The organism is Vibrio gelatinilyticus (genome assembly GCF_022836845.1).
GTDB classification, from domain to species: domain Bacteria; phylum Pseudomonadota; class Gammaproteobacteria; order Enterobacterales; family Vibrionaceae; genus Vibrio; species Vibrio gelatinilyticus.
In genome coordinates this window covers 16,613-39,077 of record NZ_JAJNNZ010000003.1, presented here as the reverse complement: position 1 = coordinate 39,077, position 22,465 = coordinate 16,613, and the positions used below count along the sequence as shown (strand labels likewise).

Annotated in this window: 20 protein-coding genes and 1 pseudogene; 8 read left to right on the top strand and 13 right to left on the bottom strand. The window is 41.7% G+C overall.

Going from position 1 to position 22,465, the window contains the following annotated elements; translation table 11 throughout:
* Positions 1-448 precede the first annotated feature (448 nt).
* The 7 genes from LNL84_RS04355 to LNL84_RS04325 all read right to left on the bottom strand — a co-directional run bounded on the left by LNL84_RS04355 (position 449) and on the right by LNL84_RS04325 (position 10,471).
* Positions 449-4,069, bottom strand: a complete 3,621-nt coding sequence (locus LNL84_RS04355) for a YobI family P-loop NTPase (RefSeq protein WP_244355455.1) — start codon at positions 4,067-4,069, stop codon at positions 449-451.
* Positions 4,070-4,570: 501 nt separating this feature from the next.
* Positions 4,571-5,164, bottom strand: coding sequence for a hypothetical protein (locus LNL84_RS04350; RefSeq protein ID WP_244355454.1), 594 nt, complete (start codon positions 5,162-5,164; stop codon positions 4,571-4,573).
* 53 nt (positions 5,165-5,217) lie between these two features.
* Complete coding sequence (locus tag LNL84_RS04345) at positions 5,218-6,129, bottom strand: MvdC/MvdD family ATP grasp protein (RefSeq protein ID WP_244355453.1); 912 nt, start codon at positions 6,127-6,129, stop codon at positions 5,218-5,220.
* Between the two features lie 54 nt (positions 6,130-6,183).
* A complete protein-coding gene (locus LNL84_RS04340) occupies positions 6,184-6,525 on the bottom strand; it encodes a hypothetical protein (RefSeq protein WP_244355452.1) in 342 nt (113 codons plus the stop codon).
* 147 nt (positions 6,526-6,672) lie between these two features.
* Positions 6,673-7,128: a hypothetical protein gene (locus LNL84_RS04335; protein ID WP_244355451.1), complete on the bottom strand. Its 456-nt coding sequence runs from the start codon at positions 7,126-7,128 to the stop codon at positions 6,673-6,675.
* Between the two features lie 132 nt (positions 7,129-7,260).
* The gene (locus LNL84_RS04330) at positions 7,261-7,890 is read right to left on the bottom strand and encodes an SLATT domain-containing protein (protein WP_244355450.1); all 630 of its coding nucleotides are present in this window, start codon (positions 7,888-7,890) and stop codon (positions 7,261-7,263) included.
* Positions 7,891-9,016: 1,126 nt separating this feature from the next.
* A complete protein-coding gene (locus LNL84_RS04325; protein WP_244355449.1) occupies positions 9,017-10,471 on the bottom strand; it encodes a DUF1214 domain-containing protein in 1,455 nt (484 codons plus the stop codon).
* A gap of 468 nt (positions 10,472-10,939) precedes the next feature.
* On the opposite strand from LNL84_RS04325, the gene LNL84_RS04320 reads away from it, so the two are divergent.
* Positions 10,940-11,449, top strand: a complete 510-nt coding sequence (locus LNL84_RS04320; RefSeq protein ID WP_244355448.1) for a hypothetical protein — start codon at positions 10,940-10,942, stop codon at positions 11,447-11,449.
* Positions 11,450-11,845: 396 nt separating this feature from the next.
* Here LNL84_RS04320 and LNL84_RS04315 read toward each other — a convergent pair whose 3' ends face one another.
* Together LNL84_RS04315 and LNL84_RS04310 are read right to left on the bottom strand one after the other, a co-directional pair.
* Entirely contained in the window at positions 11,846-12,160 is a 315-nt protein-coding gene (locus tag LNL84_RS04315; protein ID WP_244355447.1) for a DUF6693 family protein, read from the bottom strand.
* 17 nt (positions 12,161-12,177) lie between these two features.
* A complete protein-coding gene (locus tag LNL84_RS04310; RefSeq protein ID WP_244355446.1) occupies positions 12,178-12,648 on the bottom strand; it encodes a GFA family protein in 471 nt (156 codons plus the stop codon).
* Positions 12,649-12,894: 246 nt separating this feature from the next.
* On the opposite strand from LNL84_RS04310, the gene LNL84_RS04305 reads away from it, so the two are divergent.
* Positions 12,895-14,079, top strand: coding sequence for a serine hydrolase domain-containing protein (locus LNL84_RS04305; protein ID WP_244355445.1), 1,185 nt, complete (start codon positions 12,895-12,897; stop codon positions 14,077-14,079).
* A gap of 89 nt (positions 14,080-14,168) precedes the next feature.
* Here LNL84_RS04305 and LNL84_RS04300 read toward each other — a convergent pair whose 3' ends face one another.
* The gene (locus tag LNL84_RS04300) at positions 14,169-14,609 is read right to left on the bottom strand and encodes a c-type cytochrome (RefSeq protein WP_244355444.1); all 441 of its coding nucleotides are present in this window, start codon (positions 14,607-14,609) and stop codon (positions 14,169-14,171) included.
* Positions 14,610-14,965: 356 nt separating this feature from the next.
* Here LNL84_RS04300 and LNL84_RS04295 point away from each other — a divergent pair, with 356 nt between their 5' ends.
* The 4 genes from LNL84_RS04295 (at position 14,966) to LNL84_RS04280 (ending at position 17,026) form a co-directional block, all read left to right on the top strand.
* Complete coding sequence (locus tag LNL84_RS04295; RefSeq protein WP_244355443.1) at positions 14,966-15,343, top strand: SirB2 family protein; 378 nt, start codon at positions 14,966-14,968, stop codon at positions 15,341-15,343.
* Between the two features lie 292 nt (positions 15,344-15,635).
* Complete coding sequence (locus LNL84_RS04290; RefSeq protein ID WP_244355442.1) at positions 15,636-15,995, top strand: cupin domain-containing protein; 360 nt, start codon at positions 15,636-15,638, stop codon at positions 15,993-15,995.
* A 140-nt stretch (positions 15,996-16,135) separates the two neighbouring features.
* Entirely contained in the window at positions 16,136-16,387 is a 252-nt protein-coding gene (locus LNL84_RS04285) for a DUF2999 family protein (RefSeq protein WP_244355441.1), read from the top strand.
* Positions 16,388-16,645: 258 nt separating this feature from the next.
* On the top strand, positions 16,646-17,026 hold the full coding sequence (locus LNL84_RS04280) for a hypothetical protein (RefSeq protein ID WP_244355440.1): 381 nt from the start codon (positions 16,646-16,648) through the stop codon (positions 17,024-17,026).
* Between the two features lie 93 nt (positions 17,027-17,119).
* Here LNL84_RS04280 and LNL84_RS04275 read toward each other — a convergent pair whose 3' ends face one another.
* The 3 genes from LNL84_RS04275 to LNL84_RS04265 all read right to left on the bottom strand — a co-directional run bounded on the left by LNL84_RS04275 (position 17,120) and on the right by LNL84_RS04265 (position 21,221).
* Positions 17,120-18,643 carry a DUF2235 domain-containing protein gene (locus LNL84_RS04275; RefSeq protein WP_244355439.1) on the bottom strand — a complete coding sequence of 508 codons (1,524 nt, stop codon included), beginning with the start codon at positions 18,641-18,643 and terminating at the stop codon, positions 17,120-17,122.
* Between the two features lie 257 nt (positions 18,644-18,900).
* Positions 18,901-20,697, bottom strand: coding sequence for a phosphogluconate dehydratase (gene edd, locus LNL84_RS04270; protein ID WP_244355438.1), 1,797 nt, complete (start codon positions 20,695-20,697; stop codon positions 18,901-18,903).
* Between the two features lie 2 nt (positions 20,698-20,699).
* Complete coding sequence (locus LNL84_RS04265) at positions 20,700-21,221, bottom strand: gluconokinase (RefSeq protein ID WP_244355437.1); 522 nt, start codon at positions 21,219-21,221, stop codon at positions 20,700-20,702.
* Between the two features lie 300 nt (positions 21,222-21,521).
* On the opposite strand from LNL84_RS04265, the pseudogene LNL84_RS04260 reads away from it, so the two are divergent.
* Both LNL84_RS04260 and LNL84_RS04255 read left to right on the top strand, forming a co-directional pair.
* Positions 21,522-21,728, top strand: a pseudogene (locus tag LNL84_RS04260) (GntT/GntP/DsdX family permease); the annotation flags it as partial.
* An 8-nt stretch (positions 21,729-21,736) separates the two neighbouring features.
* Positions 21,737-22,345, top strand: coding sequence for a bifunctional 4-hydroxy-2-oxoglutarate aldolase/2-dehydro-3-deoxy-phosphogluconate aldolase (locus tag LNL84_RS04255; RefSeq protein ID WP_244355436.1), 609 nt, complete (start codon positions 21,737-21,739; stop codon positions 22,343-22,345).
* Positions 22,346-22,465 lie beyond the last annotated feature (120 nt).

Genomic DNA, 22,465 nt, shown 5'->3' with positions numbered 1-22,465 from the left:
AACAGTATAGCCGGACTCAGTAATTAAAAAATGCGTTTATCGCTTGCATTGATGTCCTTTCGACTAGTGGTGCTTATAAGTAGTTCATGATCCAGTTTGCGGCTCCATTAATAGGAATAATCAATTCAGTTCAAAACGAAGCTGTAAATTCTGTTATCAGCAAGGACACTAACTCGCCTTGGGACAAGGACATGGTTCGCCAAGAGCGGCTGTCCCAAAGCGTGGCTCTGTAAAATGTTTCTGGACATTTCTGTGTCAGTGACTTTACTAAATTAGAAAGTAATGAATAAGCACAGGTATGGAAAGTCATTGACTTAGTGTCCAGCGTGACTAGGACAGATCAAAAATGATAGTAGGTAAGGTAACCATCATGAGTATTGTTGAAACTCGCCTATAACTCTGTTTCCAGACAATTGTCTAGAGCACACACAGCGCTTCAAAATTCAATTTAGCGCCTGAAGAGATTCACCTTAATTTTGTCATCAAATATTATATCCTTTTTCCAAGATGAAATAATTCTCCTAGATTCAAGCCATCTAACTAACTCTTGATTCTGTTGGTTGTCCATGAGTCGCGGCGATCTATACCCAGTTTTTATTTCACAATATGGATCTGGAAGTTTTTTCAATATGCGACGAACTTCATCATCTGAAACCAAAGTATGGAATCTATTTAACAACAATATTTGGATTTCAATAGGAGAGGAGTTGATTATTAAATCACGTGCCGAATCTTCATTGACATTTTTTGGTCTTAAATCACTTTCAGCGATTATATTAGCTATTAGCGCGGATCGTGAGCTGTTGTCAGAAAGAGAGGATAAATCCATCTGCTCTATGACTTTCAACTTTGCTGTAACGGGAATTTCCGTCTCAAGTAGACTTTCTAAGTAATTATCACTCAGCAAAAATTCATCATTTTCTGTTAGATATTCATCGATGTAAGATGCAATAAAATGGATCTGTAACTCTCGGTGCTCGTCAATTGAATCAAAATTATCTTCTGAGAACTTAACTTTCTTCTGATCTATCAATATTCTAATCTTTCCAGGTTCGAGGCCACTCGGAAATGTTTTATAGATACTAGGTAAAGCCTGAATATAATCGCTATAACTAGCATTTGTAAGCGAGTTCGCCTTAAGAATGAATGAGCGCAGGCTTTGTGATTCTTCATCAAGCGGAATGGCTTGTTTCAGAATGACAGTACGAACATCATCTCTATCTAGAAATGTCGTTAGGGCATCTTCTGAAAAAACTGGACTTTGAATAAAAGAAAGGCAATTTTTCCAGCTTGGCTGTATTTTGTTCGATTCGAATAGAGGGCAGTACATCCTTTCTGGGATGCGATCTAGAGTCTGTAATTTTGCAGTCTGCTGTTCGATGAAGGCCCTAAGAACACTTGGCTCAAGTTCATCATGGATAAGAACACTTTGAATGGCAGCAGAATCTTCTTCTGTGTTAGTTTTAAGAGGCAAAAGGATGTTTTGTAAATAGTCAGCAAAGTTCTCCTCAATCTTTTGATTCAGGACTTTATTTTCTGTTTTTCGTATGGCTGTGTAGTTGTTTTTATATAGAGATTCACGATCATCAACTATCAGAATCACTTCAAAAATGAACTCTATGTTTCCCATCGTAAGCGCGAAAAGACCCTCCTCGAATAATGCATTAACTATGTCGGAGTGCTGCTGGATCGTCGAAAGCTCTTTGACTTCAAAGTCTAAGCATATAAGACGTTCCGGCTTTAGTTCAGGCAAATTCAACAAAATTTCAGTTAGGTTGTTTGACACAAATACAGGTAATTCTTCGAAATCCCTAGAATGCGATCTAAGCATTGTTATCGGTATATTCGATATCAGTTTCATTACATGCTCTTTGCTATTGGGACTTGAGAGCATCGCTGGTATCAGACGACCCCATTTGGTCGCTAACTCAGTAAGAAGTTGCCTAACGTAAATCCCACTAGAGTAATAGGTATCTAGGAATTCTTCACAACGTTCAAAATCTGACATAATATGACTTAACAACTTCTGAACTTGACTTTGGTAACGAATCAGGTCGCTCAAAAGGCTATCTACGAGTACAACATTTAAGACATAGCTTTGTTGAAAATCTTCGCTTCTCATCGCAGCTATGACTTCATGTGGATTGTCTATAGGGAAATCTGGTTCTGGCGTTATAAATGCACGTATTTGAATGAGAAACTTATTGTCATTTGGAGACATTCGCCCTGAATGAAAAAGTGATGTGTATTGATAGTACGTATCATCCAAATAGCCTTCTAGTATTAAAAACCGTGCTAGTTCCCCGTTGTCGCCGAAGCCTTCGAACAAGTCATGTTCGTGGCCTGAGTCGACACGTAGTAGCTCGTTGAGTTTAGCTGTACGAATTGAAGCAATCTTTGGCCGCAAGTCGCGAATTTTACTCAGAATCTTGGTTTTGTTCTCTTCTGCCTTAGCCTCAATTTCCTCTCTACGTTGTCGATAGCTCTTTATAGAGTTTACTTCATTCTGTAGGTTACTCACATTTATTGACGGCATGTTGTTATTATTCGAAGATTTGTAGTAAATAACCTTTGATTCAATAAGTTCATCAAAATTATCACATGAAGATAATTTAAAAACTTCCACGAACTGTGCATGGTTTTGATTGACATTTATAGATAATGTATTAGGTGGGAGCTTTTCTAATAAAGCCATAGCATATATATTTCGTAGTTCCTTTAGATCTACGGGAACTTGACGCTCTCCTGCTTCAAGCGTCTCTTCAAGTCGCATAATTGTATTTCTATATTCTCTTTCTCCTGCTTCAACTAGCTTGTCTCGGAGGCCTAGTATTTTGGCTAGAGTACCTAAGCCACGGTGGAGTTGTTCAAAATCTTTTGGGTAGGCATTTTTGTATATCAAAACTGCTAATAGCTTATTAGTATCGAGGAGGTTTTCACCGTCCGTTTCTAAATTAGCTACGTAAATCTTGTATTCATTGAAGATATTCTGAATCAATCTTAGATCATTTAAGTACCGAGATACTTCGCGAAGAAACTGCCTATCGAGACCTACATCAAGTGATAATCGCTGCCCTTGAGCTAGTACCATGTCTATAGAGTTAGATGTATTAATGATAGGGATAACAGGTATAATAAACTCAAAAAACTTAGTCCGCTCAGTGTTGACAAACATATCGTCTCGTAGTGCATAGAGAAACCTAATGTGCCTTTTAACTCCTGAGTTGGAATTTACTAAGCTATTTATTTCACGTAAGGTTACAAAGATATCAGCATTATTAAATCGGTCAAGATCCTCAATAACAACTAAATCGTAATTAGTTCTTTGAAAGAAATATATTATCTCATCTAGGTGCCTATTCAATATTGAGGTTTCGTCATCATTTGCTGGTTTAATTTCGACATCTTTCAGCGAAATACCTTTGAGAGACAAACCAAAACTCGCGACATAAAAACGGTGTAATACGACCCATGCAAATACAATTGAAAAAGAAAAAACACCTAAGTTAAACCAATTTTCAAGAGAAAATGGAGTAAAGTAACCACCATTGACTATATCTTTCTGAAAATTATAGACATACGCAACCGATAGGATGCCAAGCGTCATGAATAGAGATTTAATAACTGAAGTTACATCAGGAGATTGTATCCTCTTAAATCTAGACAATGGTAGTTTATTAGCATCAGCACCATAGAGCATTTGTTGTAGAATACTTCTTTCGATCTCCTGACGATTTGCACCAACTCCTTTTTCATCAGTTTCAGAAATAAACGTCGCTAGTGATATCTGTAGTGCATCTCGCTTATATCTTTTAAGAAATGATTGAATTATGCTACTTTTTCCTGAACCGTAGGGTCCAGTTATGGCGATATTGAAGACCTTTGGACTGTTCATTGCGAACTCTATCGCTTCTGCATATATCCCTTCTTCATCAGCCTCATCTGTTGGAGCAAGATCTACAAATTTCGAGCGTTGAGTTGAGCTACTTTGTCTTCTTTCGAGCAACAAGATGACGTGATTAAGTCCATCAGAAAGTCTACGTATTAGGGAAGTGATCATTTTTGTCATTGATGCAGCACTTTATGAATGATTGATATCGTATTCCAAATGATATCTATAGCATATAGTTAACACAAAATCACATAAGTTTTATGCTATACAACAGTGACTTATCTATGAAATGAGAATTAAACCACAACTAACTACTATTTTGGATCTTGTGAGCTTTTGAATTTAGCGGCCGCAATTCTAGCTAGAATCTAAAATAAAGTAGATGAGAAAATTGGGTCACATAACTAAAGCTTCGCCATAAGGAAAAGTAAGCCAAACATCAAACAGAATGCTGCACTGCAAATGCAACGTAAAACACAATGGGGCAGATCTGAGCTAGCACAATGATGGACAAAACCTTCTTAGGATATTTATTTAATTTAGAAAAATACGGATAACTTTTGGTATAGAAAAGTCGCTTAGTAAAATGTCCAATCTGGCTAGAACAGCTCACTACCATGTTGACTCCCGTACTGGACTAAATTAGTACTCATGATTAATGTATTTGACTGTTTTCACTTATGTGTAAGAGAAGTTACACCATGAACAGATATACAAGGTAGCATCATACATAGAAGGGTTAGAGTAAGTTTGTTCTAGAATCGATTGTATAATCTCAATCACTAGATATATAACTAGCCAAAATGACGCGCTGATAAGGGTCTCATATGACATATTAACGTTAGTTAGCTTGTCGTTATTTAGGTCATAGTTGTATCTCAAAGAGCATAAAAGCTTTTTCGCCAGGTTACTTTCGAAATCTGCTGAAGAAGGTTGCTCTATTAGGTCTTTCCAATCTAAGAGTGCATAACCAGTAACTTTGAGAGCTTTTAGCGACCAAATACCACAACGAATTAGTTGAAACACAGCAAGCAAGAAAGTTACTACTGAAAACCAAGAGACCTGAGATGTAAATTCTGGGGCCTGTGAAGAAAAAAAAGCTATCAGCGCAGCAACAGCCGTAAGATATAAGCCAGACTTTGTATCAGCGCCGTTTCTTCGTTCTTGTTCAAGAGCATATAATCTTCTAGCTTCTTCTAATACAACATGTGCGTTCTTTTTTATGAGACTTTTCTTTATGGAATCAAAATCTTTCTTTTGTGTCTCTATCATCTCACTCTGGGAGTAACGTCCAGTAAGCCTTGGCCAGAGGAGGTCACATAGTTTCAATTTGATTCACCTATAGATATGAGCTCTTCGACTATTTTTTGGGAAATTGGAGAACGTGTTTGATTTTCTATCCAAGCCCATTGACCGTTTGGATTGATCTCAAGGAACCAGTGCTTCCCAGTAGCGTCACGAATAAGGTCAATGGCTCCAAATTTCAATCCAAGTAAATGTGTTAGTTCTACGCAGTAACTCTTAACTTCTTCAGGAAGCTCAACTACCTCATGCTTAAGGTGCAATTCTCCGCCTTTTCTCCAATCTACCTTAGTTTTTTCATTAACCTGTGAATCTATGGAGACGGCAAAAACATTCTTGCCAACAACAGTTACTCTGAGGTCACACGCTTTAGCTATTTCTTGTTGAAAGATGACTGGGCTAGCTTTTAAGGACTCTTCGTCCTCTAGCTCTAAGTTTTCAACCTGGTTTGTGAAGATTACCTTTTCAGACTCTTCTTCGATAAGTGCTTGTTTTAGTGGTTTTGCTATTAAAGGCTTTTCATTAAATAGCTTTAATGCAGGAATTACATCATTGGTTATTGTGTTGTCGGGTACAGAAAAACCTACTTGCTTAGCCAGAAGCAGTTGTTTTGGTTTATCTTCAGCAAGTGATATGTCATTTGGAGAATTTAGCCATTTTCCTTCAAGGCGTCCGTACAAGCTTTTGAGGAAAGCATGCCACTCTAAAGAGAGATATCGACTTACATTAGAGCTATAATGCTGTTCTAATTTATCGAAAGGAGAACCGGGCCTTCGAAAGTACGCAGCTTTGATATCTTGCCCAGAAATATTGTCTATCGACCAATCGTCTATATGAAGGTGACCAATACGGCACTTTGCTGCTGAAATATTTTCTGTGTTCAATCGATAGAAAGGTATGTTTTTTCTATTCAGCTCCCGCACAATATAGTCCATTGTGAGATCGCGTTGGTTTGTAACTAAAAGAATCATATTTAGTAATTACGCAAGTTAAAAGTCTGGTCCAGTATCATCCGATTCAAGCTCTACTTTTGTTTTGGTCATGAGTTCTATCAAGTGCATACAGTGAGTACTTGAGTCATCACTTTCCGTTTGAGCAAAAGTTTTAGTTTGAATCTCATTACTTAATGAGATTTCATCATCAGCTTCACGGACACTATCTGTCTTTGTAGATAATTCCGCAATGGCTCCAAGCTCTATCATAGGTGTATCAGAATCTTCATCAACCCACATATTTCTTCGTTCACAGTAATATCCACCAATTGAAGGGCTAGCACTTCTTGGAACAGCAAACTTCATTAGAAAGGGGGTGTTGCTTGTACAGGTATTCATACGTATCTTCTTGAAAAATTTAGTATCCACCCAGACTATATTTCATAAGAAGATGAGCATCAAGCTGCATCTATCTATCATGCGACAGAGCTACTCTAAACGATTTTCGACAGATTAGACAAAGTATCTTGAAGCCATGATTGTTTGTTAAAGCGAATTTTCCCGCTCTTGCATTACTGACAGTACTTTTATCAATACATTTGGAATACCAGTACCTTTTAGATATTCAGTACTTGTTGGGCGACTGGTTGTTTCATCGAATAGTTCATGAAATGGGCTTTGTTTATCAATGATGACAGAAGGTAGCTCATAGCCATCATCGTTAAACTGATCAGCTGTGATATCAATAATGTAACCTTGGCATACTAGCCATGCGTGAGTCTGGTTTGAATTATCTCCTAACCCGTGCCCGCAAATATAGTCACTTTCTAACCCATGATACTTCAATAAATATAAACCAAGTAAATCAGTAGCATCCCCGCAGCAACCGGAAGGAAAGCCTGATGAGAAATAAAAGCTAGTCATACTATGAAAGTCAGCTTTCTTAAATCGAGCTAAAATTTCTCGAATTTGATAGATCAATCTTTCGATCTCTTTGTTCAAATGAAGCTCCTATATTCACCTGCGCTATAGCCCAATTACGTGGATGTGAACAACGCTGCTACATTGCCGAAACTCTTCACTATAATTTCCAATCAAATTGAAACAGAAAGCGCCGCGGATCAGCTTGAATTGTTATATGCTCTGATAGATGAAGTATGCCTGAACTAACCCCACTAGAACATATGGCGAAAACTCTAATGCATATAGTACGCGGTACTTAACATTTAGAAACAATCGTTTTGCCCAATTTATTGGATAGTGCTCGTGCATTGTTAACTTAGCTACCGTGTAGTCATTTTGAAAATTGTCGACGGCATGCGATTCAAACTGGTCTAAAACAGCCTGATATTTTTCAGATGCTTTTAGATACTCCTCCTGTTTATTCCGCTCAACTTCTGGGTGAACCTTCAGCTTCAACTCCCCAAGTGCGGAAGCACACGAGTATAATTTTTCAGATCTACCAGAGTAATCATTTTTGGCGATCAGGAGTGAATATACTAGTACAGCAATGGAGGAAAATACTTGTACGAGACTTGAAAAGTCCTTATTGATGTTTTCCGACAATGAATAACCATCAATTAACGCCTGTAGAATCAATCCCAAAGATAGTAAAACAATCGTCAGTGTCGAATATTTGTTGTGTTTAATTAGACGCCTAGAAGCTTGAAACCTAGTCTTTGATGTCGCATCTATTTTTTTATACAAGGTTTGGTAAGAAGTCGGTTTATCAACCACTACCTGCACCTTTTGCTTTCCTGTCATTTCTATTTATTTACTCCGAATTGATTGAGCGTATAACGCTAATTAGACGGCTAACAGCCGTCTTTAACTTACTGGCTCAATTACAAATCAATACCTTACCAATAAAGCAAGGGAATTAGAATGCTAAGAGGTGCATAATTTCTAGATGAGCAGAATGCGGATAACTTAATGTAGGGCAAACTCAAATTAACAGGATTTGAATGAGTATTTACTCTGAATGACAATGGGGCAAAGATGTGTCAGGCCCGCACTCCAATTTGGCCACTAACTGCGCTTCGATAAGATTCCCTTTTTCAAGGGAATGACGGTGATTTTGGGATGGTTTGAAACACCGAATGGGGCAAAGATGCGTCAGGCCCGTACTCCAATTTGGCCACTAACTGCGCTTCGATAAGATCTCCTTTTTCAAGGGAATGACGGTGATTTTGGGATGGTTTGAAACACCGAATGGGGCAAAGATGTGTCAGGCCCGCACTTCAATTTGGCCACTAACTGCGCTTCGATAAGATTCCCTTTTTCAAGGGAATGACGGTGATTTTGGATGGTTTGAAACACCGAATGGGGCAAAGATGCGTCAGGCCCGTACTCCAACTCGGCCACTAACTGTGCTTCGATAAGATTCCCTTTTTCAAGGGAATGACGGTGATTTTTGGGATGGTTTGAAACACGAAAAGGGGCAAAGATGTGTCAGGCCCGTACTCCAATTTAGCCACTAACTGCGCTTCAATGAGATTCCCTTTTTCAAGGGAATGACGGTGATTTTGGGATGGTTTGAAACACGAAATGGGGCAAAGATGTGTCAGGCCCGTACTTCAATTTGGCCACTCACTTCGCTTCGATAAGATTCCCTTTTTCAAGGGAATGACGGTGATTTTGGGATGGTTTGAAACACGAAATGGGGCAAAGGCAAGTTAGCACAAAGTTAGCACGAGTCCCGCTAAAATTCCTCTGGACAGTTCTGAGTTAGGATTTCTCGCGAACGCCGGGCATATAGATGAGAATAAGTAGGGCAAAAGACAAGGCCTGCCCCCATTTTACAAGGATGGTTGCAACTACTATAAAAACGAAAAAGCCATCCTTCATGAAGAGTGATGGCCTGTCATTTTAATTCGTTACTAGATTTCGACTATTTGGTATCAATACGTTGAATATCATCTAACACAAAGTTGCCATTAAAAAACTCAGCTTGGGGACCGTAAAGCCTAAATAAAGTAAAAAACTGTTCGCCTTTAGTAATTGGCATACAGTTGGTGTAACCTCTACTTTCACAGTCTGAAGACCAGTAAATGTCAGTGCTTCCATCTTGGTTAAATGCCATCTCAGGCTCATTGGATGCCCAACCTAAACGGTCAGCTTCATAGATAAAACTACCTGTTTCCATAGAGTAAGTTAGAAATGACCAAAAACGCTCCGCTGGCACATTAGCAGGGACGTGGATGGTGTAATCATAGTCGCCAAACATTGGGTTTCCGTCAGCATCGAGAATACCTTTGATGTAAGTCGTCGAGCGTGATTCCGCCAAAGATTTAGGTGGTGCTATGTAGTAAGCAAATGTGGTCCCACGCCCAACATAATCGTGCCAGTAATCAGCAGTGTAGGTTGCGTTGGTTAGCATCATTTCTGGGTTGACAGGAATCGTCCACTGCGATTGTTCACCCCACAACTTAGGGGCATAATGTGTGAAGCTATCTTTCATTTCTGCATGAAGCTTCGCTGATGCTTCATTCAACATCACTTGCTGTTGTTGACTAGGTGCGAATGCTTCCCCTTTTACCAAACCTAGATGACGCAGCATACCGTACATTGCTTTCTCATCACTCTTAATAACTTCATTTTGCAAAGCTTGATGCGCTCGTTCCCAAAACGAAGTTGAAAAGTGCTCTTGCCACTGGAGGTGTGTATCAATGACAACATTATCCATGGCTTTAAATGTCGTCTGGGTATTACTTGAACCCAATGGATACATTCTTACGCCTTTTGTAACGTAATCGACATGACCCTTCATATCTTCTTCGGAAGTAGTTTTCGTCATCGAGCGTATCGTCGTATAACCTTGGAAAGTATCTTGTTCCACGACAATGTAGCCATCTGTATCGCCCTTGTAACCTTTTGGCACTATCAGATACTTACCACCTTTACCTTGGTCAGCACCATCAGGGCCAACGTCAATTAAAGGCTTATGCCAAGAGTCCAGCAGTGTACCAAAGAAGGCATTATCTTCTGTTGCAGCAGGTATCTCGATGACCACTGGACCATCTTCAATACTATGATAGGTGTGAACATACGGCGTATTATTGTTGCCAGTCATCATCTGAGCATGCCAAGTCACAGGTCGTTCAAAAAAGTACACTGTGCTATTGCGGTCACCGCCAAATTTAGCAATCGTTTCAGAGGCAATCGTTTCATAAAGAACTTGTGGAATGAACCAAGTACCTGCTTCCAGCGCTCTACGTTCAAACCTTAGCTCAGCAATGGAAGCCGTTTCAATATGTACACCGGTATCACTGCTAGCGAAAGAAGATGATACGGGTGTTAATACAGTCGCAACACATAATGCGAGAGAAATTACTGATTTTTTCATAATATTAAGCTCACTCATGGAGTTAGTTTTTTTGGTATAGCGCAATGCAATCGCAAAAGTTATGTCAACTTGGCAATATAGCTATCGTGCTTACTCTATAAGAGACACCGATACATTCCATAGTCAGCATTTCTTCAATATAAGATAATTGCTCCCCACATCATCAATCCAGGTTAATATTAGCGACTAATTAAACCAACAAGAAATAACAATTATTACATTAAGAAATAACTTAAAATCATATCATTAAATGAATATTTATCTTGGTGTATTTTAGATATAACCAATCATAATAGCATGAAATCACCATAGTCATTTCTTAAATAAAAAGACCTTATTATAGAATTTCCCACATAGCATAGGCATTTAATTTTAAGTCTATGCATATCACTTGATGGCCTAATTGGAATGGGCTTTCAATACTCACCAGGGAGAAATTAAATAAAATAAAATAAAATAAGAGTTATTATGAAAACAATCAATTATATTAAAGTAGCAACTATCGCATCTGCTCTATCTGTCGTATTTAACACTTCTGTTGCTGAAGAATATCAAGATATGTCAGACCCGCTTTCAGTCTATTCACAAGCAGGAATTGGCGCAACAAACAAAGGCCTAAACTTCAAGTTCGGTCAGGCGTATGACACCAACAACGAATCCACAATGGCAATGCATATCCTTGAAGCAAAAGGATTTTCTGCTGATACCCTAGGATTAAAAGGAAATGATGGCTTCGACTCTCTTCGTTATCGCCACTTTAATGTCAATATGCAAAACGGTATTGGCTCTCAAGTGGACATTAACTGGGACTTCAATCAAAAGCTAGGCTCAGTAAATGTTGGTATTGTCCAGGTAAGTCCTCTTTCCAAACCTGTTGCTGAACCGCAATGGCATCTTTTATACCTTGCGCATCAAAAACCTCTACAAGCTGAAAATCTTCTTGCGACTGCTGCAATGAACGATTTAGTTGTTCGCTAGCAGTTTGTGCTCGCTCTTGTGATAATGGCAATACCATGAACGATTCTGGCTCTTGCGCGACAAATCCTTGCTCTGATAGCAATTGGCCAATATTGCTCGGCGAGTCGGTACTGTATGTCTTCCACTCTACGCTCACTCCTTTCTCTGAGAAATAGGCCTTTTCACGTGATATCGCAGTGGGGGCTGACTCTTTTGTTAATTCAAAATACGAGATATAGCTACCGTAATCGTCATCGGAAACGAACTTAACGAGTTCAGGCGTCGCTATGACCTTTCCGCCCAAACTTCCGATGTTTTTTCTTTCAAATTCGTTGTAGGTCGACATGAGCTGTTCGATATCCAAACCTTTCTCCTACGTTCTCTGACCATTATTTTCAACACTGCAGGGCCTACATATTATTCCGCACGAGTGTTGTTTAGGGCGTAATTCCACACGCGATAAAAATAGAAAATATAACCAATCCCGAGCGTTAATATCGAAATAACAAACCACAAAATCACATGGCCTAAGTCACTGAACAGATCTATATCGCACACCATTTTTCGTTCGATTCCGCTACTGTCAATCACACTGGTTCGATTTAAAATGAACTTAGAAAAAGAGTAAGGAAAGAAAAACAGCGCAACGCCAAAAGTGATCACGCTTAAGATCAGCCATATGATGAGGTGACCAAGAATATCCAATATCGCGACATCTGCCTTTAATTTCATCTGTTATAGACACTCCGTTACTTGCTTATATTTTTACCATCAGTTGATACATCTCCGGCTGGAGGTGCGCTCTCAAACTGGACGACATTTTCTGGCATGACTTCCCACGCCGCTTTTGACCCGACATAAATATGACGACCAATTTCAATATCAGGGTTGCCATTCACACAGCCTAGGGTAACACCGTGCACCTGATCGTTATACAAGCCAACAAGGGTTGAACCACACACACTGCAAAACCCTAGGCCAAAACCATGTTGGCCAACATAGCGCGTCACTAAATGCTCTCCGCTCTGCCATTCGAATTCTTCCGCTTTAACCAATGCATACGCCGAGGCTTGTGCACTAAACGCCTTTCTGCATCGGGAGCAGTGACATGAGCGCGCATCATAAAGCCTGCCAAACACTGTGTATTTCACCTGACCACAAAAACACTCACCGCGAATACAAGTCTTGGTGCTGGGCCTGTTGTTCTCTTTTTTATTCATAGTGAGTCCCGGCTGTTTCGATAATACTTACTTAATCCTATGACGGTTTTAACAAGGAGGAATGCTCTCTGACAAAGCACCCGTTTAGCGCAAAGTATCCATGGGAAAGCTAGACACTGGCTAACCTGTCCACTTGGTAATAACCCATTCGAAAAACCAATAGTTATCACTTCGAAGTATTTGTTAATTTCGCTTAATCTTACCTCAAGCACAAAACGAATCCGTCATCTTATTTTGGAGTTGCACATGAAAACAACGATTATTATTACCGCAATGGCAAGCGCACTTTCATTTGGTTCACTGGCAGCCCCATCGAATCAAGGCCCACTAAATATTGATACCTGGCAACAACAACGTCATGTAGGTCAAGCTAACATGCCGAGCTTCTATCCAAACATGATGGCAGTTAACCCACAAGATGTATTCGAAATCGATCATCAAAAACGCGACTACGATTTACATGAAATTCCGTCTGTTGCTCGAATTCTAAGCCACCCAGCGACAGGCGCTGTGGTAATCATGAATAAAGACGGCGATGTCTTACTCGAACAATATCGCAATGGCCACGATCGCAACACTACGTTTGCCAATCAGTCTTCGACCAAAACCATCGGCTATATACTGCTACAAAAAGCACTGGCGGAAGGTAAAATTAGCCTCGACGACAAGGTTGAAAAATACATCCCGAGTATTGGTAGTGGTTTCCGAGGTCGCACTGTAGGCGATGTAGCCAACATGAATGTGAATCACGATGTTGCTGAGTTGGCCGCATACACAGGTGACCCACAAGCACTGGCAAACTTTGACAAAGATGAGCGCGTGATTGGCATGCAACGCAATGACGAACGCCTGGGGCTGCGCGATTGGATTGAGTCTATCAACGCCATGGGCATGAGCAACGAATGGAAAGGGGACATCGCCAACTATGCGACGATCAATACCAGTGTAGTCGGTTGGTTGGTTGAAGCAGCAACTGGCGTTAGCTTACAGCAACAAGTTCGCGAATTGTTCCATGAAGTGGGTGGTGAAAACACCATGTTTATGGGAACTGATTTTGAAGGCACCCCAGTAATTGGTGCATCAATGATGCTTTCAGCGGTGGATTTTGCACGCTATGGACGCTTGCTTATTGCAGACCCAGCAGCAGCGAAAAATGATATTAAACAAGCGAAAAAGTTAGGCCAACCTGTACCGGCAGAGCTAACGTATGTTGATAGCTCATATTACAAGTCCGCGATTATCAACCAATACGGCCTAGGCCATAGCGGTTGGGCTGGTCAACTGATTTGGGCAGACCCAGAGTCTGGGGTGATTATTGCGGTAAACAGCATGATTCAATCAGAGCTGCCTGCACCTTATGATCACTTTAACAAGATCTATAACGCAGCAACTGACATCGTAAAGCACGAGCGCGCTAAACAAGCCAAGTAATGACTAAAACAATAAAAAAGTTTTAGTTAATCGACAAAAAGCAAGCACTAAGGTGCTTGCTTTTTCCGTTGCTGCACATCATTAAATCGTTATTTTGGTGGTGCTGGCCATTGAATGTATGGCCCTTTAGGTTGCTCACCTGGTGCGACGTATTCCGGAACGTTACTTTCTACAACGGGGAGTTGCGTAATATAGGCATACACCGCGCTGAGATCTTCTTGTGTCATTCGATTTAGCACCCACCACGGCATCGGTGGCCTTGTTTTTAAGGTTTTGGCTTTGCTCAACCATTCCTTTTCAGACAGTTTATTCATGTAGGTACGAAGATTTGGGGGGTATGTTGTTCCCCAACCGCCTCGAAAACCCAAAGCATCACCCAAAAGCCATTGCTCTTCCTGCACCGCACCACCGCTTGGGGCGTACCCTGCAGTATGACAGTCATTGCAACCGCCAATTTCTATGAGATATTTACCTCTCATGATGTCTGAATCGGTTGCCATCGCAGTGCTAGAAAAAAGTACAATGCCCATCACTACTACCAGCCGTGACGTCAACCTGTTACAACTTAGGAATATCATTTTGACTCCTATGTTCTGACTTATAAGAAAATTTTGAATACATTGATCTGCTTGTCTCACACCCACCCTCATCAGTATTTGCCGCAGGTGACATTCCTGCTGGTAAACAAAAAACAATGCACTCGCCTGTTCATTCACAAGAAATATATAGCACATATTTTAGTACTTGCTCACAAAGGCATAGACAACCCTTAAAGTTGCAGAGCTGTTAATCAATTTACAACAATTGATTTACATCAATACATCTTGGTTAAATTTATTATAATTTAAACGGCCGTTTGAATGTTGCAGTCATGTTAAGGCAAACTATGTACACATTACTCATTAAAGCTCACCTAGCTCTTATTGTGCTCAGCTTTATCAGCTTTCTATTAAGAACCTTGTGGGGCTTTAAAGGCTCACCGCTTCTGGAAAATAAATTGGCGTTTGCCGCCCACAAAGCAATCACGCTGACGATGTTAATTAGCGCGCTCATCCTGTGCTTTATGATCAACCAATACCCTTTTGTCGATGCTTGGTTAACCGAAAAACTCATGTTGCTCATCGCTTACGTTGCCTTCGCTATGCTGGCTTTCAAGCCGTCGATAACCGCTAAAACTCGATCGATATTGGCCTCTGTTACCTGTTTTCTGTTTGTGATGATTTTTTATATTGCTAAGCTACATACCCCAGTATTATTAGGCTAAATAGAAAGGCGCTAGGTCAAGCTACCCAGTGCTTTTTTTTATTATGCAATCCCGACAGTCGACATCACTGCCCAGTTGCCGCATCTCACCTCATGATTACCGCTATGGTTGGAGTATCACAATGTTTCTTTTGTGACCAATAGGCCCTATCATCATCGGTGACCATACGTCACCTAAAAGTTGTACACACCTTGGATTGTTAAGTTATTGTTAATGCGGTAACTTAGTATCAAGGCGCTCCAATAATTGAGCTGAGCGTTTCTATTTCTCACTTTCAATAAATGGAATGATTATGACAACCGAGAAGAAATTACAGCGTATTTCTGCAGATTTAAGTGAACAGCAGGCGACTGAGACCGACAAGAGTAAATGCTTATCTGGCAACCCTATGCAGCGAATCCACAATCAATTCGCTAACGAAAAAGAAAACTTTTTCTGCGGTACCTGGGGCTCTACTGAGGGGAAATGGAGCATTAGCTTCAGTGAAGATGAGTTTTGTTACATCATCAAAGGTAAGGCCATCATCACAGACCAGTCGGGTCACAGTGAAACCGTGGTTCAGGGTGATGCTTTCGTTATTCCCGCCGGCTTTGAAGGTACCTGGGAAACCATCGGGGAAGTTGAGAAGTTCTACTCAATGTATGAAGAATAGCCTCCCTTTTGTAATAACTAACCAGGCCTTTGTGTACAACGTAAAGTGTACTTAGCTCAGGTGCCACCGAATGATCGCCTTGTTTCTCTTCAAGTGGTAAACTGCGCGACTGTTTTTGTAAAATTAATAAAGGTAATCTAATGAACCCGATTCTTGCACTGTTAAAAGAGAACAATATTAGCGACATTCAAATCACTGAGATTTTTGAAGTGCTCACGCAAAACCCTCTTGCAGCAATGGCAACGATCAGCCAACTAGGCCTTCCTCAAGACAAGCTCCAGCTTCTCATGGGACAAGTGATGCAAAAACCCGCGCTCATTAAAGAGGCCGTTGAAGAGCTCGGCCTCGACTTTGCGAAAGTAGAGACAGCGAAAGAGCAACTTCAAAAGTAAGCTTTTCTGGCTTTCGAGACTGAAAGGGTCGCCTTATCTAAGCGGCCTTTTTAATTGCCCTAAGCAACCCCTACCCTAGACAAAATACAATAAACCGTTCCTACTTTTCCCCGATTTGGCAATGGCCGCTAACGTTGATGCGTGTCTTTGATAAGCCTCTAGCTGGTATTCGAAAGTTTCGTGGCTTAATCTGTATTGGATGCCCAAAGTTTTTGCAATCGCAATGAGTGTCTGTTCGATCCCAATAGGAGGGTATGTTTGGCCAGTGTGATCCAAGAATGCAACCGTGAACTCAACAAAGTAATACACTATTACCCCGAGAAGCAGAGAAACACTGCCAATTGTCTACTCGCTCAACTGTTGTGCTGCGAGGTATTTTTGATCCAGTATCCCGTGCTTAATCATTTCAGAGGCAAGAGTTCGCCTTGGTTCCATGTCCAAAACATCCGTCATATCCTGCTCACTAAAGGAAAGGAAGGCGATATTAATTGTTATGAAGAACCCATTTTTCAAGGCTGGTCGATGGCAAGAATCGATGATGCTCGCGTTTACGAAAAGCCAATCCCACAACGTGTTCGCAAAGCGTATCTAGACTATCAATTTTTTATCGATTGTGGGTACCACAAAAGCGGTGTTTAATGTCTAACAAGAAAAAGCGCTCGGTCAATCAACCAAACGCTTTTCCTTATCGCTAAGTAGCTTTGTGACGCGAGGTCGCTAGCACATCCCTGGCTAAGGGAGCTGCTCTACTTTTAACGTAACGTACCCCCTGTTGTTACCATAAAAACCCCACGCATCATTAGGATAACAGTAGAGATACCCAGAGTTCAGTGGTGAAAATGATGAACGTTCGTCCCCGATTTTGAACGATTCGAGAGGAATATGAGTACCGTCTGCGTGTGGGTTTCCACCATTTGCGATGGCTCCCATTAAACAAAACCAAGGAGCGTTTTCATGCCTTTTTGTGCCAAAGAAGTTGGCGTCTTCCTTATTAAAAACTCCTTTAAAAAAGGTTTCCATTTTTCCAAACAATGACCCGGCGACATGAAAAATTTCTTGTGGCTGGAACTTACCATCTGTCGTGCCACCAGCCTTGCAAGCGATGGTCGAATCAACCCATGAGCCTGAAGCTGTAAAGCGATAGTGCTTTCCTTTTTCTAGATAGATCCCTGTCCAACTGTAGGGATGACGAGCATAGATATCGATGGCCGCCGGCGTATCCACATCCAATTTCCGCAACGTTAAGTAAGCCCCCTGTTCAATAGGGGGATCGTTTCTTCTTTCTAAGGCCGATTCGTGATAGCGATTTGACTGTGTCACAATATTTGGAATCGATCTTGGTGCAGTGACAAGCACTTTCATTACCCCGACATGAGAATCGTGCAACTCGTCTTTGACATTCACTTTGATTTGTTCGAGTTGACTGTCCACCCATTGCAAATCATTCGACACAGAGCGCATTTCTTCAATCATCCATTTCAACGTACCGTTAGAGAGCCCTTTCTCTTTATATCCTCCTCCGATATCACTATGCACTCCAGGAAACCATTTTTGTACTACATCACTCCCAATTGGCAAGTCGTCTTCTTTCCATAACGTCGGAGTAAAACTGCCTCGTCGTTCATCGATGGCCACCGCATGACGAGCATGGCTAATATTTGAGCTGATTTTTGTATCGTGGAAATTGTATTTCTTGTGATTATCGAACAGGTCCATGATTGCTTTATCGTTAGGGATGCCGAGTGCACCAACGGTATCGAACACACCGACAAAATGTATACCATTAGAGTTAGGACGAAACCGGATATCGTATTCGGCAATGAACGCTTGATAAGACAGTTCGCTGCGGTAACCTTTGCCGTAGACTGTTTTCACCAGCGAATCTCGTTCGCCGTCTTCGACTGTGGAGAAATCAACCAACCCCAACTTGGCGATCATTCCGCCTAGGCTTCTCGCCGTATAGGCCCCACGGCTAAAACCAATTAGATGAATTTTATCTCCGGGTTGATATTTGTCACACAACCATTGATAGCAATCGCGGATATCTTCACTTAACCCAAATCCTAAAACACCACCAATAACTCTATCAATCACACCACCAGTCCCCACGCCAGACTGGTAACGGGTTTCCTGCTCACCGGGAATCGATTTCAAACAGTGATATATCTGACGCACATTTGTAGGTGCGGGAACACCGTCATCTTGATTATCCGGTGAGTTCCATGTGCCATCACAACAAACGATTAAATTAGCCATACTGAACGCCTTTTGCTGTTTAATTTTTAACCAACTGTAGCTCATTAATATGCAACCTGTTGTGATAATCCACCCAAATAGAGCCTTTGTTGATGACTAAAGAGTCATCAAATGTTGCTTGGGTTGGCCAAGAAGTGTCATGTGAAAAAGGCACTCTTGATACGATTCACCTCATAAGTATTACAGTGACAATCTAAAAAATCGCGAATCTTCGCAGTTTGTTGCCAATTAACTCATTGTGTTAAATAGTACACCGTCTAAACGATGAAGCTGGCACCATGGTCAGCACTCGAGACATTTTGACGGATCACAGAGAAAAGATGGCGACCCCATGTTTGTTGATTGGCTTCAACGTCTATCGATTCGACCTTCCGACCAGTGGTATCACTAAGGTTATTTAACTGTTCAGATTCACAATCCAAGCGAAGCAAGTCGCCATTTTGAATCAACCCTATCGCGCCACCTCGCAACGCTTCTGGCGATACATGTATCGCTGATGGAATCTTACCCGACGCGCCCGAAAGGCGACCGTCTGTGACCAAGGCAATCTTAAAACCCTCTTTTTGCACATTGCCCAATATTGGCATCAATTTGTGCAGCTCTGGCATTCCGTTCGCGGCCGGTCCATTATGGGTAACAACGACGATACAATCTCGATTGATTTCTCCTCGATGATAAGCCGATTCAACATCATGCTGAGAACGAAATACCACCGCTGGCGCTTCGATAATTCGTTGATCTTTTTGCACTGCTGACACTTTGATTACCGATGTGCCAATATTTCCCTTCAGCACACGTGTTCCACCCGTTTTTTGGAACTGATGATTGGCCTTAGACAGCACATTTTCATCACTGCTGCCCTGTGACGGGATCCACTCAAGACGACCTTCCGTCAGTGTTGGTGAACTCATCTGGAATTCGAAGTCTCCAAACGTTGGCGTCACATCTTTATGGATAAGACCCGACTGATTTAAGCGATGCAATAAGGCAGGTACACCACCAGCAGCTTCAAAGGCGTTAATGTCGGCAGGGCCATTCGGATAGACTTTCACAAGTAATGGGACGACTCGAGACAAATCACTAAAGTCTTGCCAGGTAAGAATGATCCCAGCCGCTCTGGCGACGGCAATCATGTGGATGGTGTGATTGGTACTGCCTCCCGATGCCAGCAGTGCCACGAGCCCGTTAACCAAAGATTTCTCATCGATTACTTGGTAAAGAGGTCGATAATTAGCAGAGCCTGCTGTCATAGCGGCAACCTGTGTTGCTGCGTAGTCATTAAGTGCCTTTCTTAATTCACTGTGGGGATGAACAAATGCAGAACCTGGCAACATGAGCCCCATCGCTTCAAAGACAAGTTGGTTGGTATTGGCTGTACCATAGAATGTGCAAGTGCCTGGCGAATGGTATGCATTGCACTCCATGTTCAACAGAGCATCCTCCCCGATCTTACCCGCCGCATGTTTCTGTCTTATATCGACTTTTTCTTCATTGCTAATACCTGTAGCCATCGGCCCTGAGGGTATAAATGCAGTGGGCAGATGACCATAAGATAACGCGCCCATCAGTTGACCCGGAGCGATTTTGTCACAGATCCCCAATAGCAATGTTGCATCAAACACATTATGGCTCAAGGAGAATGCGGTAGACTGAGCAATCAGGTCCCGTGAGAAAAGCGACATATCCATGCCAGCTTGCCCCTGCGTGACACCGTCACACATTGCAGGCACCCCACCCGCTACCTGAGCGGTATGACCGTACTTGCTAAGCTCGGCTTTGATTTGCTCTGGATAGTGATGATAAGGCTGGTGCGCACTTAACATATCGTTGTAAGAGCTAATGATAGCGACGTTTGCGCGTGTAAAATCTAAGAGCTGTTCTTTTTCAGTCTGACAAGACGCCGCAACAGCATGTGCCAGGTTGCCACAAGATAGCTGGGCTCGCCCCTTACCTGCCTGCTGCTGCTCTTTCATATGAGTAAGAAAACGATGGCGGCTGTCTCGGCTACGTTCAATGATTCGCTTGGTCACGTCAACAATGACTAAATGGGTCATGATCATGCTCCGCGCTGTTCAGCTTCTAGAATGGATGCAGCAGCTAAAGCTACGACGTCGCTAACCTCGCCATCAATATCAATTACAAGCGTTTGTGGTTCATGGTCTGGACGCTCGAGTGCATCAAACTGACTCTTGACCATATTCTCTTTCATAAAGTGGCCATTACGATCACGCATTCGTTCAAGGATCAACGAGAAGTCGCCATTCAGGAACAAAAAAGTGACGTTCTTATTCCCTTCACGAATTTGGTCGCGATACTTTTTCTTTAATGCTGAGCAAACCAGAATTCCATGTTCGTTCTTACATTCTAAACTGAATGCCGCGTCGCGAATCCGCTCTAACCAGGGCACTCTGTCATCATCGTTTAGGGGCTGCCCCGATGCCATTTTCAAAATATTCGCTTTTGGATGTAGGTCATCGCCATCAATGAACTTTCGGCCAAGTTTAGCTGCAACTTTCTGTCCTATCGTACTTTTTCCTGATGCACATACACCCATCACAATGATGCTACTGCCCGTCATAGACTCTCCTTACCCAAACTTGCTCTAGATCTCAATTTTTGAATTCACTTTAATTTATGGGTTTATCTTATTGATGTTATCGGTAACATGTTACCGGTAACTTCGATAATTGTGAACTATAACACAATTAAACATTTATCAGGTATCCACATGGATCCATTCGCACAAACGGCTGATACAGCGCTTCTTTGAGTGCTGATTATCGCTGTGCGCTGGTGTCGTATTTGGTGGTGTATTGTGGAGGGCAGGTGGTTTTTTTGGCTCTGACTTATGTTATGTCTGATACCGAAATACCAATAATTGTCTGAACTTGACCTTTTCTTTATCGTTATGGCCATTGACGGCGATGCTACGGTGCTCTCGCATTTCAATGGATCTAGCTTCTGATTAGCTTCTCGTTTGATGAAAATGGATGAGAAAACAACCCTTAAAACTTGGTCTGTAATGGAAACAGTTCTTGGTACCATTGCATTTATTATCGTCGCAACGCTTAGCTTTCTTTTATAAGGTTTGACATGAAAACACTAGAACAACAACTTCAAGAAATCCGCATAGTTCCTGTTATCGCTATTGAAAAGGCAGAGTATGCTGTACCACTGGCTAAAGTACTGGTTGAAAACGGCCTACCCTGTGCCGAAATCACGTTTCGTACAGAAGCAGCTGTAGAGTCGATTCGGCTCATGCGCCAAGCATACCCAGAGATTTTGCTAGGTGCTGGTACCGTCTTAAACAAAGGACAGGTTGATGCCGCGAAAAACGCAGGTGCAGACTTCATTGTTAGTCCGGGGCTAAATCCAACCACAGTGAAATACTGTCAGGAGCAAGGCATTGCTATCGTACCTGGTGTCAATAACCCAAGTCTGGTTGAGCAGGCGATGGAGCTGGGTTTAAAAACGCTTAAGTTCTTCCCAGCAGAACCGTCTGGTGGCATTGGTATGCTAAAAGCATTATCTGCAGTATACCCAGTGTCTTTTATGCCAACAGGTGGCATTAGCCCAAGTAACGTCGAAGACTACTTGGCATTGCCAAAAGTCGTAGCGTGTGGCGGAACCTGGATGGTTCCAACTAACCTGCTTAATGCAGAAGATTGGGATGGTCTGGCTGAGCTTGTCAAAGCACTGTAACACGTGATGGGGCTGGCTGGGTTTCATTTAGACAACAATAACAAAGCCCCAAAATAGATCTAAAAAGCGCCTGTTAAGGAGTGGTGAAACGCCACTCCACTTTTTTAAACTAAACTGGGG

What these genes read in the sequence shown, in the direction of transcription:
- LNL84_RS04355 (WP_244355455.1), bottom strand. Translation starts at nt 4,069, where the DNA reads ATGACAAAAATGATCACTTCCCTAATACGTAGACTTTCTGATGGACTT.
- LNL84_RS04350 (WP_244355454.1), bottom strand. Translation starts at nt 5,164, where the DNA reads ATGATAGAGACACAAAAGAAAGATTTTGATTCCATAAAGAAAAGTCTC.
- LNL84_RS04345 (WP_244355453.1), bottom strand. Translation starts at nt 6,129, where the DNA reads ATGGACTATATTGTGCGGGAGCTGAATAGAAAAAACATACCTTTCTAT.
- LNL84_RS04340 (WP_244355452.1), bottom strand. Translation starts at nt 6,525, where the DNA reads ATGAATACCTGTACAAGCAACACCCCCTTTCTAATGAAGTTTGCTGTT.
- LNL84_RS04330 (WP_244355450.1), bottom strand. Translation starts at nt 7,890, where the DNA reads ATGACAGGAAAGCAAAAGGTGCAGGTAGTGGTTGATAAACCGACTTCT.
- LNL84_RS04325 (WP_244355449.1), bottom strand. Translation starts at nt 10,471, where the DNA reads ATGAAAAAATCAGTAATTTCTCTCGCATTATGTGTTGCGACTGTATTA.
- LNL84_RS04320 (WP_244355448.1), top strand. Translation starts at nt 10,940, where the DNA reads ATGAAAACAATCAATTATATTAAAGTAGCAACTATCGCATCTGCTCTA.
- LNL84_RS04315 (WP_244355447.1), bottom strand. Translation starts at nt 12,160, where the DNA reads ATGAAATTAAAGGCAGATGTCGCGATATTGGATATTCTTGGTCACCTC.
- LNL84_RS04310 (WP_244355446.1), bottom strand. Translation starts at nt 12,648, where the DNA reads ATGAATAAAAAAGAGAACAACAGGCCCAGCACCAAGACTTGTATTCGC.
- LNL84_RS04305 (WP_244355445.1), top strand. Translation starts at nt 12,895, where the DNA reads ATGAAAACAACGATTATTATTACCGCAATGGCAAGCGCACTTTCATTT.
- LNL84_RS04300 (WP_244355444.1), bottom strand. Translation starts at nt 14,609, where the DNA reads ATGGGCATTGTACTTTTTTCTAGCACTGCGATGGCAACCGATTCAGAC.
- LNL84_RS04295 (WP_244355443.1), top strand. Translation starts at nt 14,966, where the DNA reads ATGTACACATTACTCATTAAAGCTCACCTAGCTCTTATTGTGCTCAGC.
- LNL84_RS04290 (WP_244355442.1), top strand. Translation starts at nt 15,636, where the DNA reads ATGACAACCGAGAAGAAATTACAGCGTATTTCTGCAGATTTAAGTGAA.
- LNL84_RS04285 (WP_244355441.1), top strand. Translation starts at nt 16,136, where the DNA reads ATGAACCCGATTCTTGCACTGTTAAAAGAGAACAATATTAGCGACATT.
- LNL84_RS04275 (WP_244355439.1), bottom strand. Translation starts at nt 18,643, where the DNA reads ATGGCTAATTTAATCGTTTGTTGTGATGGCACATGGAACTCACCGGAT.
- edd (WP_244355438.1), bottom strand. Translation starts at nt 20,697, where the DNA reads ATGACCCATTTAGTCATTGTTGACGTGACCAAGCGAATCATTGAACGT.
- LNL84_RS04265 (WP_244355437.1), bottom strand. Translation starts at nt 21,221, where the DNA reads ATGACGGGCAGTAGCATCATTGTGATGGGTGTATGTGCATCAGGAAAA.
- LNL84_RS04255 (WP_244355436.1), top strand. Translation starts at nt 21,737, where the DNA reads ATGAAAACACTAGAACAACAACTTCAAGAAATCCGCATAGTTCCTGTT.